This is a genomic window from Adlercreutzia sp. CNCM I-6216 (genome assembly GCF_977113345.1).
Window position 1 is genome coordinate 117,317 of record NZ_CDSBIE010000005.1, and the last position, 14,641, is coordinate 131,957.

The 14,641-nt window shown below is 65.1% G+C and carries 8 protein-coding genes and 1 riboswitch; of the genes, 5 read left to right on the plus strand and 3 right to left on the minus strand.

The genetic code is table 11. The features are described from left to right. Positions 1-159 precede the first annotated feature (159 nt). Genes ACYVRU_RS06390 through ACYVRU_RS06400 form a run of 3 tightly spaced genes read left to right on the plus strand, consistent with a single transcriptional unit; the run spans position 160 to position 4,626 of the window. The gene (locus tag ACYVRU_RS06390) at positions 160-579 is read left to right on the plus strand and encodes a peptide deformylase (RefSeq protein WP_114539548.1); all 420 of its coding nucleotides are present in this window, start codon (positions 160-162) and stop codon (positions 577-579) included. Next, entirely contained in the window at positions 572-2,839 is a 2,268-nt protein-coding gene (locus ACYVRU_RS06395; RefSeq protein ID WP_461185870.1) for a HelD family protein, read from the plus strand. The genes ACYVRU_RS06390 and ACYVRU_RS06395 overlap by 8 nt, the downstream gene beginning before the upstream one ends. A 2-nt stretch (positions 2,840-2,841) precedes the next feature. After that, complete coding sequence (locus tag ACYVRU_RS06400; protein ID WP_461185871.1) at positions 2,842-4,626, plus strand: ABC transporter ATP-binding protein; 1,785 nt, start codon at positions 2,842-2,844, stop codon at positions 4,624-4,626. 105 nt (positions 4,627-4,731) lie between these two features. Here the strand turns inward: ACYVRU_RS06400 and ACYVRU_RS06405 are convergent, their stop codons facing one another. Beyond that, complete coding sequence (locus tag ACYVRU_RS06405) at positions 4,732-5,208, minus strand: hypothetical protein (RefSeq protein WP_461185872.1); 477 nt, start codon at positions 5,206-5,208, stop codon at positions 4,732-4,734. A 382-nt stretch (positions 5,209-5,590) separates the two neighbouring features. On the opposite strand from ACYVRU_RS06405, the gene ACYVRU_RS06410 reads away from it, so the two are divergent. After that, complete coding sequence (locus ACYVRU_RS06410) at positions 5,591-8,929, plus strand: SNF2-related protein (protein WP_461185873.1); 3,339 nt, start codon at positions 5,591-5,593, stop codon at positions 8,927-8,929. Positions 8,930-8,949: 20 nt separating this feature from the next. Here ACYVRU_RS06410 and ACYVRU_RS06415 read toward each other — a convergent pair whose 3' ends face one another. After that, complete coding sequence (locus ACYVRU_RS06415) at positions 8,950-10,425, minus strand: alanine/glycine:cation symporter family protein (RefSeq protein ID WP_461185874.1); 1,476 nt, start codon at positions 10,423-10,425, stop codon at positions 8,950-8,952. Between the two features lie 63 nt (positions 10,426-10,488). Next, positions 10,489-10,652: riboswitch (glycine riboswitch) on the minus strand. 351 nt (positions 10,653-11,003) lie between these two features. On the opposite strand from ACYVRU_RS06415, the gene ACYVRU_RS06420 reads away from it, so the two are divergent. Further along, positions 11,004-11,213, plus strand: a complete 210-nt coding sequence (locus ACYVRU_RS06420) for a hypothetical protein (protein ID WP_461185875.1) — start codon at positions 11,004-11,006, stop codon at positions 11,211-11,213. Positions 11,214-11,843: 630 nt separating this feature from the next. Here ACYVRU_RS06420 and ACYVRU_RS06425 read toward each other — a convergent pair. After that, on the minus strand, positions 11,844-14,531 hold the full coding sequence (locus ACYVRU_RS06425) for a DEAD/DEAH box helicase (protein WP_461185876.1): 2,688 nt from the start codon (positions 14,529-14,531) through the stop codon (positions 11,844-11,846). Positions 14,532-14,641: the final 110 nt, after the last annotated feature.

Below are 14,641 nucleotides of genomic sequence, written 5' to 3' on the forward strand. Positions count from 1 at the left end.
GCTTCGCGCGCCGGCTCGTGGGCGCTACGTCATGAGTTTGTTTCAGATCGCTTCGTCTGGCGGATGGTTGCCCTTGAGCGCCGTCGGTGGTGTATACTCTTTAGTCGCATTTTTCACGAGCGCGGCGGCCCGTGCCGTCGCAAACCCGAAGGAGCCCCTGTGATCAGAGAGATTATCACCGACGAGGAAATCCTGTCGAAGCCCTGCGATGCCGCCACGGCCGCCGACGCCGCCATCGCCGACGATTTGGTGGAGACGCTGCTTGCCAGCGACGAGGCCGTGTGCCTGGCCGCCAACCAGATCGGCGAGACAAAGCGCATTGTCGCCTATCTGAACGAGGCCGGCCGCCCGCAGGTCATGTACAACCCGCGCGTCACCCAGAAGCTGAAACCCTACACCGCTGTGGAGGCATGCCTCTCGCGCGAGGAGCCGACGGCCGTCACGCGCTACGACTGGGTGCGCGTGAGCTACGAGGTGCTGGTCGACGGCGAGCTTGTGGAGCGCAAGAAGAAGCTCGAGGGCAACGCCGCCCAGGCCGTGCAGCACATGATCGACCACTGCGAGGGCATCCTTGTCTAGGGAAGGGCAACAGAGCGCCGGCGCCCCTTCCGTAGGGGGCGACCTTGGTCGCCCCTCGGCCGCGACCGGGCAGGAGGCCGCGGATCTCGTCTTCGCCGCCGAACAGGCGCACCTGAGCGAGACCTACGGCAAGCTGGAGAAGATCGGCCGCGATGCGATAGCCGCCATGGAGGCCGTGGCGCGTGATGCCGCCGAGGACAAGAAGTCCATGGCCGAGGAGCTGGCCGTGAACTTCGCCACCTGGGATGACATCCTGGAGACCCATGCCGACATCGTGGCCATGAACAACATCATCGAGGCCCACGACATGGCCAACTCCGTGCAGGCCGAGCGCCTGCGAGCCGTGGAAGTGCTCCTGCGCGAGCCCTACTTCGCGAAGATCGCGCTGCAGTTCAAGGAAGGGGCGCCGGCCAAAGAGCTCTACATCGGCTCGGCGGGCATCTCGGACGAGAACTATCGGCGCCTGGTCGTGGACTGGCGAAGCCCCGTGGCCGAGGTGTACTACAACCAGACCATGGGCCCCACCTCCTATGTGGCCGATGGGCGCACCATCCACGTGGACTTGCAGCTGCGCCGCCAGTTCGAAATAGAAGAGGACCGTCTCATCACCTACTTCGATTCGGATGTGGCCATCGAGGACAAGCTGCTGCTCGCGTCGCTTTCCCGCGGGCGCTCGGCCCATATGCAGGCCATCACTGCTACCATCCAGCGCGAGCAGAACGCCGTCGTGCGCCACGAGGACGTGCCGGTGCTTCAAGTGGCGGGCATCGCCGGCTCGGGCAAGACCTCGGTGTTCATGCAGCGCATCGCGTATCTGTTCTACCAGCATCGCGGCGCCCTGGATCCGACCCAGGTCTTCCTCATCTCGCCAAATCCGGTCTTCGGCCGCTACATCGACCGCGTGCTGCCCGACCTCGGCGAGCGCAACCCGGAGATTCTCACCTGGGAGGAGTTCCTCTCGCCGCTGCTTCCCGCCGGGCGCGGCGTGGGCGAGAGCGACGTATCGCTTGAGCGCCTGCGGGCCATTGATGCGGCGGTGGCCTCCTTCGAGTTCGCACGCAGCGACTTCCGCGACATCACGAGCGCCGGCGTGCGCCTGCTCGGCGGGGATGCGGTGGAGAAGGTGTCGGCGAAGTTCGCGAACCTGCCTGCCGGGCCGCACCGGGCGACGCTCATGGCCGAAGAGCTGTCCGTTCGCCTGACGGCGCGGTTGAAGTCGCTGGCGGCTCAGGAGGACACCCACGACGAGATCGCCTCGCTTCCCGTGGACGAGCAACTGCGCCTGTTCGGCGAGGTCTTCGATCCCCAAAGCGACGAGGAGGCCCGCACGCTGGCCCTCGTGTATTTGGAAGAGAAGCACACCGATGCCCTGCGCGCCATGGAGGCCATGGAGTGGCTGGATGTCGATCGCGTGGCCGCGCGCCTGCTCGGCCGCGAGGGGCTGACCTCGGTGGAGTGGGTCTACCTGAAGATGGCGCTGACCGGTCTTGGCAACCCCGAGGCGCGCTACGTCATGATCGACGAGGCCCAGGACTACTCCCAGGGCCAGCTGGCGGTGCTTGCCCGCTACTTCCGTCGGGCGCACTTCCTGCTTCTGGGCGATCCGAACCAGGCTATCTTCGAGGGCACGGCCACGTGGGACGAGATGCAGGCGGTGTTCGAGGAGATGCGCGGCGAGGTGTCGCAGTGCCGCCTCATGACGAGCTACCGGTCCACCCCGGCCATCACCGACCTGTTCGCGCGCCTTCTGCCCGAAGGCGAGGCCATGGAGGTGGCCTCGGTGCAGCGCGAGGCCCCGGCACCGGAGATCGTGGTGTGCGAGGGCACCGACGAGTGGAAGGCGGCCCTGGCGGAAGCGGTGCGCGTCGCACGCGATGCCGGCGGTCTTACGGCGGTGATCGTTCCCTGGAAGAACGACGCCAAACGCCTCGCGAAGGCGCTGGACGGCGTCACCGCAGGGAGCGGGCAGCCCCCCGTAGGGGGCGACCTTGGTCGCCCCTCGGCCGCAAGTGATGCCAATGCGGGGCAGGGCGTCGTTGTCCTCGGCGAGGGCGACAGCCTGCCGGATGAGGGCATCGTCGTGGTGCCGCTGAAGCTGGCGAAGGGCCTCGAGTTCGATCGCGTCATCATCCCCGACGCCTCGGCCCGCACCTTCCCGGAAAGCGACATCGCCCGCCGCCGCCTCTACACCACCATCAGCCGCGCCACCCGCCACCTCACCCTACTATCCAACGGCGACCTGACGGAACTTTTAGGATAGCTATGTCGAAGAAGCAATCGCTTACGATGCGCAGCTTGCACTACTACTGGCTGGCAACTCGCAATCATCTGGGACTGTTCGTGGCGCTCGTCGCCTCGACGATCGGGTTCTGCGGCTTTCTCACCTACGGCAACCCCTACGTGATGAGCCTCATCGTCGATCGCATCAGCGCCGACCCGGTGGCTCCCGAGGCCGTGTTCGACGTGTTCGGCCCCTACATCGCGGCGCTCATCGGCATCAATCTGGCGGGACAGACCTGCAGCAAGCTTCAGGACTACACGTTGTGGAAGCTGCAGATCGCCGTGAACTACGATTTGGCCACCATGGCCTTCGATTGTTTGTGCAACCAGTCGCTGTCGTTCCATTCCAACCGCTTCGGTGGCACGCTCGTCAGCCAGACCTCGAAATTCATGGCCGGCTACACCCAGCTGCTTCAGGTGATGAACTTCCCGTTTTTGCCGATTCTCTGCTCTATCACCTTCACGTGCCTCATCCTGTTTCCGGTGGTGCCGGCCTATGCGGCGGTACTCATGGCCATGCTCGCGGTGTATGCGATCATCAGCTACCTTATGTACAAGCGCATCCTGCATCTGAACGAGAAGGCCGCCAGCGCCCAGAACCAGCTGTCCGGCGAACTATCGGATGCGGTCACGAACATCCTGGCCGTGAAGACCTACGGGCGCGAGGACTACGAGCGGGGGCTGTTCGACACGGCGAATCGCGAGGTGGTGGCGCGCGATTCGAAGCGCATGCGGGCCTCGCTCGCCCGCGGCATCACCACGGCGGCCATCACCGTGGTCATCATGTCCGTGGTGACGGTGTTCATCTCCGGCGGCAACGCCTGGTTCGGCATCACGCCGGGCACCGTCATCCTCATGTTCACCTACACGAACACGGTGACGAACCAGTTCAACTTCATCAACACGGGCCTGCAGCGTATCAACCAGGCCTTCGGCGACGCGAGCGGCATGACGGCGGTGCTCGATGAGCCGCGCCTGGTGGCCGACAAGCCCGGCGCGCAACCGCTCGATGTGGAACTGGGCGACATCAACTTCAAGGACATCAACTTCTGGTACACCGACGGCGATGTGAAGACCCAGGTGTTCTGCGATTTCAACCTGCAGATTCCCGCCGGGCAGCGCGTGGGGCTCGTGGGCATGAGCGGGGCGGGGAAGACCACGCTCACGAAGCTGCTGCTGCGCTTGGCCGACATCCAGGAGGGTGAGATTCTGGTGGACGGCCAGAACGTGGCCGACGTGACCCAGCAGTCGTTGCGCCGGCAGATCGCCTATGTGCCCCAGGAGGCGCTGCTGTTCCACCGCTCCATTGCCGAGAACATCGCCTATGGGCGGCCCGACGCCACGATAGAGGAGATTCGCGAGGCGGCCCGGGCGGCCAACGCGCTCGAGTTCATCGAGGATTTGCCCCAGGGGTTCGACACCATCACCGGTGAGCGCGGCATCAAGCTGTCGGGCGGTCAGCGCCAGCGTATCGCCATCGCCCGGGCGATGCTCGCCGATTGCCCCATCCTCGTGCTGGACGAGGCCACGAGCGCACTTGATTCCGAAAGCGAGGCGGCCGTGCAGGAGGCGCTCGCTCGCCTCATGGAAGGCCGCACTGCCATCGTGGTCGCCCATCGCCTGTCCACGGTGGCGAGCCTCGACCGCATCGTCGTGCTGTCCCAGGGGCGCATCGTGGAGGACGGCCCCCACGCCGAGCTCGTGGCCAAGGGCGGCGACTACGCTCGCCTCTGGAACCGCCAAACCGGCGCCTTCGCGGGGGAGTAGGGGCTGGTTTTCGCGTTCGTGCGGCGATTGGCAAGCTATTCGCCGCAGAATTTGCGGTGAATAGGGAAAGGCGCAGGGTGCGACGCGAATTTGCGCAGGACTGGTCTACAGCTTCACGACGGTGTCAGTGGGGCCGGATTCGGTGGCGCTTACGAGAACGGTGGCCGAGGGGGAGGCGACATCGCCGGTGCACAGGGCGTAGAGGCCCGGACGGTTCACGGTGACGGCGCCCAGCTCGTCGGCGGACAGCGTGCGGTCGCGGGAGGGAACGACGGTGCCGTCCTCAGCCACAGCGGCGGTGCAGAGGTAGACTTCGTCGGCGTCACTTTCCACGGCGAAGGTGAGGCCCGTTTCCGTGGCGCTGGCGGAGCCCGTGCCCTCCACGGCGGTGCGGCCGTCGCTATGGCAGGAGGCGCATTGCTCGCCGGATTTCGTGATGGGGTGGTTCGATGCGCAGCCAGCCAGGGCGAGGGCGCTTGTGGTTAAGAGGGCGGCGAGGGCGAGTGCGGCGAAGCGCCTGCGCTGGCGATGCGAATGCGTGGTAGTGCCTGTATTGGTACAGGGTGAGGCGAAAAGGCCCATGAGTCCTCCTCGGGATGGGGCGGCGGATGCGGTTTCGCGTTCTTCGTGTCGCGTCCATCATATTCAGAGCTGCTACCCGAGTAAGTTGCAAGCAGAGAATCCGGCAAGTTTTTCGAGGTTACCGACATGCCTTAGGGAGTCTTCCTCTGGAAAATAATGAATTGCATGAATTCTTCTTGGAAGAAGCCGCAAAAGGGAGGATGCTGGGGGCTATTTCGGACTCTCTTAGGGAAGCGAGTGTCGAAAACCGTGGAAAACTTGCAAGAATCGAAGGTTCTCAAAGACGCGCAGGGGCCGCAAGGCCTTGCGCTTACCCCGCACTGCGAACAGACAAGTTGTGGTAACCTCAAGTGTTCGCATTCGGCAATTGAAAGGAGGCGCGGTGGGTCTGGGCGGTATCAAGTTGGCCGATTACGCCGATCCGCGGGCGGTGTCGCGGGGCGTAGGGCTGGCGGCCAGCGCAAAGGCGGTTGCGGATCGCACCGTACGGCGCGATGACGATATGACGATCATCTCGGCCCAGGTCGCCTCAGCGTCGGGCATTGCCGATTACTTTGAGACGTCGGTGATGTTCGGCGACTTCGAGTCGCGCATCGTCGATTACGAATGCACCTGCCCCGCCATTGCCCGCTTCGACGGGCTGTGCAAGCACTGCGTGGCCCTGGTAACGACCTACTTCACCCAGCCCCGCAGCTTTCGCGACGTTGGGGCGAATCGCGCGGCGTCTCGCAGCCAGCGCACGACGAGTGAGGCGCTGGCCCGCTGCCTCGCCCAAGGCGCGACGGCGCCTGCAGGCGCAGCATCGCGCGGCGCGGGATTGCCCGTCTTGGGCGTGGCGCCCGGCAGTGTTCATTTGACGCCGCACCTTGCCTTCGACGGGCGTCTCTGGTCGCTGTGGCTCGATGCGGAAGGCCCGCAGGGCACTTACGTGGTGCGCGACCTTGAGGCCTTAGCCCATCGCGTGCAGCGTGGGGAGTACTTCTCCTACGGGAAGAAGCTCGCCTTTGCCCATCGGCTCGAGGCCTTCGACGGACCTTCCCGCGCCGTGGCCCGCACGCTGGCCGAGGTGTTTCCCGATGAGCGCTTGTTCGGCGGCTCCACGTTCCGAGCCGCCGCCGGGAAGCGCGAGGTGCGCCTGCGAGAGGCGGAGCTGGCCGATATGCTCGATGCCATGGGGGAGCGCGCCTCGTTCATCCTTGAGCGAAGCGATGGCGGCGCTGCCGCTCCGGCTCCGACGCCGTGGACCATCGCGGAGGACATCCCCGCTGCATCTCTTGAGTTCCTTCCCTCCGAAGGCGGTTACGACCTGCGTCTTTCCAAGGAGGTGCTGGTGGTGCGCGGGCTCGAAGTGGCCTTCGTGCTGGCCGACGGCATAGCTGCGCGGACGACGGCCGCCGACGCGCGGGCCTTCTCGTTTCTGCAGGATGCGGGACTTGCGGCGGGACAGCGGGCCTTCATCGCCGAGCACGACGCCGAGGCGTTCTGCCGGCGCGCGTTGCCCGTGCTGGAGGAGACGCTTTCGGTGGAGCTGCCGGAGGTCTGGGAGGCGCTGCGCCCTGTGGCCGGCACGCTTGCCTTCTACTTCGACGTGACGGGGAAGAAGGAAGCCGCGCTCATCCGCCTCACGGTGAAGGCCTTTTACGGCGAGCGGGAAGTGGTGTTGGAAAGCCCTGCCGATTCTGCTGAGGAGCCGGAGTTGCGGCCGGCCTCGAGCCAGGCCTTCCGCGATCAGGATTTGGAAGATGCGGGGGTGGCCGTGGCCGCGCAGTTCTTCGATGGCTCGTGCACGCTGCCCCTGCGCCAGACCGAGCTGGCCGGCGAGCTGCTCTATGGCGGCCTGGCGCAATTTCGGGCCGCGGGCGAGGTGTTCACCACGCCCGCCTTCGACCGCCTCATCATGGAACGGCCGCCGCGGGTGTCGCTGGGCCTGTCCCTGCGGGCGAACCTCATCCAGATGGATGTGCGCGAGAGCGACCTTTCCGCCGACGAGCTGCGAGCGATGCTTTCCGCTTATCGGCGCCGCAGGCGCTTCCATCGCCTGAGCGACGGGCGCATCGCCGCTCTGGGAGAGGGGGATGTGGCGGTGCTCGGCGATATGATGCGCGATTTGGGCGTGTCGGCCGACGCGTTGCTGGACGGTGGTGCCGAGCTGCCAACCTATCAGGCGTTCTACCTAGATCGGGAGTATGGCGATGCCGTGCGCGACCGCGCCTTCGAAGACTACCTGCGTTGTCTGGACGGGTCGCCCGCGCCTGCGGAGGCGCCCGCTTCCCTTGCGGGTACGTTGCGGCCCTACCAGGTGGAGGGCTTCCGCTGGCTGGCGCGTCTGGCATCGCTCGGTTTCGGCGGCATCCTGGCCGATGAGATGGGTCTCGGCAAGACGTTGCAGATGATAGCCCTGGTGAAGAGCTTGCGTGACGCCGAGCGGCTGGCCGGCCCCGTGCTCGTGGCCTGTCCCGCCTCCCTCGTGTTCAACTGGGCCGACGAGTTCGCCCGCTTCGCTCCCGATGTGCCGGTGATCGCTCTGGAGGGATCTCGCGCGCACCGCGAGGCGCTGCTGGCCCGTGCGAGCGGCGAGCCCTGCGTGGTCGTGGCCTCCTACGATCGCGTGCGCATCGATGGCGCGCAGCTCGCCCGCATCGATTGGGGCATGGTGGTGCTCGACGAGGCCCAGTACATCAAGAACCACGCCACCAAGACCACCCGCGCGGTGAAGCGCCTGCGCTCCCGTTTGCGGTTCGCGCTCACGGGCACGCCGGTGGAGAACCGCCTCTCGGAGCTGTGGAGCATCTTCGACTTCCTCATGCCGGGGTTCCTCGGCAGCTACGAGCGGTTCCGCGAGCGCTACGAGCTGGGCATCGTCGGCGAGGACGAGGAGGCGGCCGCGCGGCTGCGGGCCCTTATCGAGCCGTTTTTGCTGCGGCGGCGCAAGACAGAGGTGCTCACCGATCTGCCGGCAAAGCTCGAGAGCATCCGCTACGTGCCGCTTTCCCGCGAGCAGCGGCGGCTCTACGACGGTGCCGAGCAGCGTTTGCGCGAGGATCTGAACGCCCAGAAGCGACAGAACGCCTCGCGGGCCAATCGTCGCGGGCATATTCCCGATGCCGAGAAGAGCGCCGTCGAGGTGCTGGCCGAGCTGACGCGCTTGCGCCAGATCGCGCTGGACCCCTCGCTCGTGTTCGAGAACTACAAGGGCGGCGCCGAGAAGCTGGGCGCCATCATGGAATTGGTGGACGAGGCCGCCGATGCCGGGCGCAAGGTGCTCGTATTCTCCCAGTTCACCAGTTATCTGGACGTGCTTTCCGCCGAACTCGATCGCCGTGGTATCGCGCACTTCACTATAACGGGCGCTACGCCCAAGCGCGAGCGTGTGCGGCTGGTGAACCAGTTCAACGGCGACGAGACGCCGGTATTCCTCGTGTCGCTGAAGGCCGGCGGCACGGGGCTGAACCTCACGGGCGCTTCGGTGGTGGTGCACGCCGACCCCTGGTGGAACGCCGCCGCTACCGATCAGGCGACCGACCGCGCCCATCGCATCGGGCAGAGCCGCGAGGTGGACGTGTACAAAGTGGTGGCCAAGGGCACCATCGAGGAGCGCATCGTGGCCCTTCAGGAGGCCAAGCGCGACCTGGCCGATTCCGTGATCGCCGCAACAAACGGCGAGGCGCTCGCCGGACTTACCCGCGAGCGCCTCGCAGAACTTCTGGGAGATGAGAGCTAGCGCGCAGCGGCGCTTTTCCGCTACTTGCGCTTGTCGGCGTCTACCATGGCGTTGATGGCGGCGCGCTCCTGGTCTTCCAGGCGCTCCTCGGCCGCGTCCAGCGCGCGCTTGTCGTGCTTGGCGTTGGCGATGGCGAGCACCGCGCCGGACAGGGCGAACAGCGCGATGGCGTTGGGGATGACCATCAGCTGGTTGAACATGTCGGCGAGTTCCCACACGAGGTCGTTGGAGAGCAGCGAGCCCATGAAGATGAACACGAGCGCGATGATGGTGAAGGGCATCACGGCCTTTTTGCCGAAGAGCCACTCTACGTTCAGCTTCGCAAACAGGTTCCAGGACAGAATGGTGGAGAACGCGAAGAACAACAGGCAGATGGCCACGAACCAGGCGCCCACATTGGCGCCGAAGAACTGGCCGAAGGCCAGCTGGGCGATGTTGGTCTTCGTGATGGTCTCGGCGGTGAGGGCGGCGTAATCGCCAGTGGCCAGGGCGCCGTCGCCCACGTAGAGCACCGACAACACCACGAGCGCCGTCATGGTGACCACGACGATGGTGTCCACGAACACGCCAATCATGGCCACAACGCCCTGCTCATGCGGGGTCTTCACCTCGGCCAGCGCATGGGCATGGGGGGTGGAGCCCATGCCGGCTTCGTTGGAGAACAGGCCGCGCTTGGCGCCCTGGCTGATGGCGGCGATGATGCCGAAGGTGGCGCCGCCTACGGTGGCCTCGGGGTTGAAGGCGCACTCGAAGATGAGGGCGAAGGTGGCGGGGATGTTCGCCGCGTTCATGACGAGCACGATGAGCGAGCCCAGCACGTAGAGGATGGCCATGATGGGCACGATCTTCTCGGTGACTGCGGCCAGGCGGGAGACGCCGCCGATGAACACGACACCGGCCAAGATAACCACGGCCAGGCCGATAACCCAGGTGGGGATGCCGAAGGCATTGTTCATGGTCTCGGCAATGGAGTTCGACTGCACCATACAGCCCATGAAGCCCAGCGCCAGGATGATGGCCACGGCGAAGAATCCAGCGAGGAACTTGCCCCCGTTGCCCTTGAAGGCGGTGGTGATGTAATAGACCGGGCCGCCGTGGACGGTGCCGTCCTCGTCGACTACGCGGGTCTTCTGGGCCATGACGGCCTCGGCGTAGTTGGTGGCCATGCCGAGCAGCGCGATGATCCACATCCAGAAGATGGCGCCCGGGCCACCCACGATGATGGCGCCGCAAGCGCCCACGATGTTGCCGGTGCCTACCTGGGCCGCGATAGCGGTGGACAGCGCCTGGAACGACGTCATGCCGCCGCCCTGGTCGCCGCCGCGCAGGCTGAAGTTGCCGAACGTACGGCGCCAACCTTCACCGAAGCAACGGAACTGGATGGCGCGGGTGCGCACGGTGAACCAGATGCCCATGCCGAGCAGTAGGATGATGAGGATGTAGTTGGACAGGTAGTTGTTGATGGTGGTAACGATACCAAGTAGCGCCTCTTCCACGGCATTCCCTTCTTCTCGCGAGAAGACTCGGGGGAACTCATGCGTGGGCGGCCGAAGAAGTCGCGTCATCGCTCTGTCCGTTTGCCTGAGAGATTCGGCCCGCCTCGCTTGGGGATTGCCCGCGCGAAACCTGCCGCCTTGCGGGGCCCGCTCCCTCTCGGGGGCGCCCGCGTTGGCAGGGCCTTGCACCTTCGGCACTCACTTAAGAGTTCTCCAGAGTTTTCTCCGCCCCCGGTTTGCTTATGCCGCGTTTTCGCTGCTGTGGCGCTGCGGGCAAGCCGCTTTGCCGTTCGCGCGAGCGCTTCATGCATCCCGAAGGCCTCACAGAAATATTGACTCGGCCACTATACGCCCTGACGCCGCGTCGATCAACAACTATTTTGCTCAACGTTACGCGTTGCCCCTGCAATGTCGCAATGCCGCGCAATGTTGCGACCGCGTTGCTCCCGCAATGCCGCGCAATGTTGCGACCGGAGCGCCCTCGCAGTGGTTGCGGGATGCCTACGAATGTGACCCGGGCGTAGTGCCCGTGCTAGACTGGCGGCAAAGAAAGCGGAATGCCAAGGAAAGAGAGCGCTATGAGCAAGTACGACAAACTGTGGGAATACGTGGAAACCCAGGAGGGCGATGAGCTGACGCTCACCTTCGACGAGATCGGCGCTATCGCCGGCGTTCCTTTGGACCACTCGTTTCTCAACTACAAAAAGGAGCTTCTGCCCCACGGCTGGGAAGTGGGTAAGATATCCATGAAGCAGCAAGCCGTGCGCTTCCGCCGACTGGCGGAATAGGCCGAGATCGACGGAACAGGTGGCCGGCGGCTGACGAAACGGACTTTCGCTGGCTTGTGAGGCAAGTCGGGGTTGCTTACGTTGTCTGCCTGACTGGCGAAGGAGGCTTCGGCCGTTCGCGCTACCTGTCTGGTTAACGAAGGTGCCGGTTTTTGCACGAAATCGCGAGTTATCAGCGTCAAAAGGGAAGTTCGCTGCCATTATTATCGAATTTCGCAAATTATGGCAAGATTTCTCGTTCCGAGACGCTTATAACTCAAGATTTCACGCAGAAACAGCGCTTTCCGTTTACCGAGTCTGGATGCCTGCCTCTTCCACAGTCGTGCTTTTCGGGAGATCGGCCTCAAGCCGGCGTTGGAAGATCCCTCGAAGCAGGCTTTGGAAAGGCTTTGAACGTCACTTACGTTTCCTTAACTTGATTCCGCTTGCCGCGCGGACACGGTATATTCGTCCCAGGCAGTAAAGGAAGGTGAGGCATGGGAACGTGGCTGAAACGGATCGGGTTGGACGACCCCATTTCGCTTTCCGGCAGCGCAACGGCTGCTGAGGGATAAGAAAGAATGGCAGCGGTCTCTCTACGGTGAAAACAGAAGTGTCGCTGTTTCCATTCCGTGCGGGTTGCAGGCGCGCTTATTCGGCCAAATTTTCCACGAAGCCCACGCGGTAGTTGCGGAAGATGACTTCGCCCTGCTCTTGGGTGGCGTCCAGGTCCACATCGGCTTCTATGCGGAAGTCGCCGGCGTCTTCCTCGTCCAGGAATATCTGACGGACGTGCCAGGCGTGCGATTCCTGCTCGGGGCTCTCGTCGATCATCAGATAGGCGGCGGACCGCGCGTCGCCATCGAGGCGGATCTCGTTGTGCTCGGCGAAGTAGTCGTCCAACGCCGCATTCCACGCGCGCTCGCTCATGCCCCAGTCCTCGTCCAGGTTGCCCAGCTCGCGAGTGCGATCGAGTGCGGCCAGGCGCACGCGGGCGAAGAGTGCGTTGCGCACCATGACTTCCATGCCGTGGCGGTCGGCCACCACGGCATCGGCCGCCTGCGGGGGCGCGCCGGCCTCGGGCAGCTCGCCGGCGCTCTCCCACGCGTCCACCAGCGACGAGTCGGTGGTGCGCACCATGAAGCCGAGCCAGGCGATGATATCGCGCAGCCGATCGTCCAGCCGATCGGGCGGTAACGTGCGCACGAGCACGCGGAAGGCGTCGGACAGGTAGCGCAGAAGCGTCCCCTCCGACTTCGCGATGCCGTAGCGGCCGATGTAGGTCTTGAAATCGCTCGCCGTCTCCACCATGTCGCGCAGCACGCTCTTCGGCAACAGCTCGTAATCGCGGGCCCACGGCACGCCCTGGCAGTACAGCTCGAAGGCGCGGGCGAGCAGCTCTTCCAAGGGCTTGGGGTAGGTGATCTCGGCCAGCCGCTCCAAGCGCTCCTCGTATTCCACGCCGTCGGCCTTCATCTCGGCCATGGCCGCGTCGCGCGCTTTGCGCTCCTGAGCCCGCAGCACCTTGGCGGGGTTTTCCAGGGTGGCCTCCACGAGCGAGATGACGTCCAGGGCGTAGTCGGGGCTTTCCGGATCCAGCAAGTCGAGCGCCGCCAGCAGGAAGGGCGAAAGGGGCTGATCCAGGGCGAAATCCTCGGGCAGTTCCACGGTAAGCTCGTAGGACGGCCGACCTTCGGCGTCCTCGCCGCGCACCACCACGCCTGCTTCCAAAAGCGTGGCGAATATCTCGTCGGCCCGCGCGTTCAGCTTGATCTTCTCCTCGGGGGTTTGGGCCGAATCAGCGATGAGCGTATGCACGTTGGCCCAGGCGTCGCCTCCGCGCGACACCACGGACAGCACCATGGAATGGGTGATGCGCATGCGGGGCGTCAGCTTCTCCGGCGGCTTCTCGATGAGGTGCTCGAAGGTCTGCTTGTTCCAGCTGACGAAGCCCTCGGGCGGCTGCTTTTTCTTCACGCGACGCTGCTTTTTCGGGTCGTCGCCGGCCTTGAGCATCGCCTTGTGGTTCTCGATCTCATGCTCGGGGGCCAGCGCCACCACCATGCCCTCGGTGTCGAAGCCGGCCCGTCCCGCGCGGCCCACGATCTGGTGGAACTCGCGGGAGCGCAAACGGCGCATCTTGGTGCCGTCGAACTTGGTGAGCTGGGTGAGCACCACCGTGTGGATGGGCACGTTGATGCCCACGCCGAGCGTGTCGGTACCGCAGATGACCGGGAGCAGCCCCTGCTGGGCGAGGCGTTCCACGAGCAGGCGGTAGCGCGGCAGCATGCCCGCATGGTGCACGCCCACGCCGGCGGCGAGCAGCCGCTGCAGGATCTTGCCGAAGGGGGTCGTGAACTTCGTGCCCTTCATGGCCTGCTTGATTTCCTCGCGCTGGGCCTTGTCCGACACGCCGTAGCTGGCCAGCGCCCGGGCGTTCTTCAGCGCCTCGTCCTGGGAGAAGTGCACGATGTACATGGGTGCCTCGCCGGCGCGCAGACCCAGCTCCACGGTGGCTTCCAGGGTTTCGAAGGTGTAGTCGTAGGACAGCGGCACGGGGCGAGGCGCGTCGGTCACCAGGTCGACGGGCCGGCCGGTGCGCTCTTCCAGCGCGCTCGCGATGTCGCTCACGTCGCCGAGGGTGGCGCTCATCAGCAGGAACTGCGCATTCGGCAGCGTGAGCAGCGGCACCTGCCAGGCCCAGCCGCGATCGGGATCGGCGTAGAAGTGGAACTCGTCCATCACCACGCAGGCCACCTTCGACGCGGGCCCTTCGCGCAGGGCCTGGTTCGCGAGGATCTCCGCCGTGCAGCAGATGACCGGCGCCTCGGTGTTGATGGTGGAGTCCCCCGTGATCATGCCCACGTTCTCGCGGCCGAGGATGTCCACCATGTCGAAGAACTTCTCGGACACGAGCGCCTTGATGGGGGCGGTGTAGTAGGCAGTGCGCCCCGTGGCCACGGCCATGAAGCAGAGCCCCAAGGCCACCATGGACTTGCCAGAGCCCGTGGGCGTGCCCAGAATCACCGAGTCGCCCACGGCCAAGTCCATGAGCGCGTCCTCCTGGTGGGGCCACAGCTCCATGCCGCGGGCGTCCACCCATTCCAAGAATACCTCCAGCGCCTCGTCAGGCGTGAGCACGTCGCCCTCGCCGGTCTCGGCCCAGGGAAGGAGCCAACCCAGCGAGCCCGGCTCGAAGGGATCCACGGGGGCGATGGGGCTGTCGGCGTCGGCGCGGGCGGCGCGCTCGGCGGTTTTTGCGGCTTCGGCGGCGATGTCCTCGGGCGTCTCGTAGACGCCCTCTTCGGCAGCGGCGGAGTTCTTGGCGGTATCGGTCATGGGGTGTCCGTTCTGACGGCGCGATCGTTCGCCATCTATTATAAGTAAGACCCGCGCATCGAAGATGACGCATCGGCAGCGGTTCCCGTGGTGTAGTATAGGCGCTTACT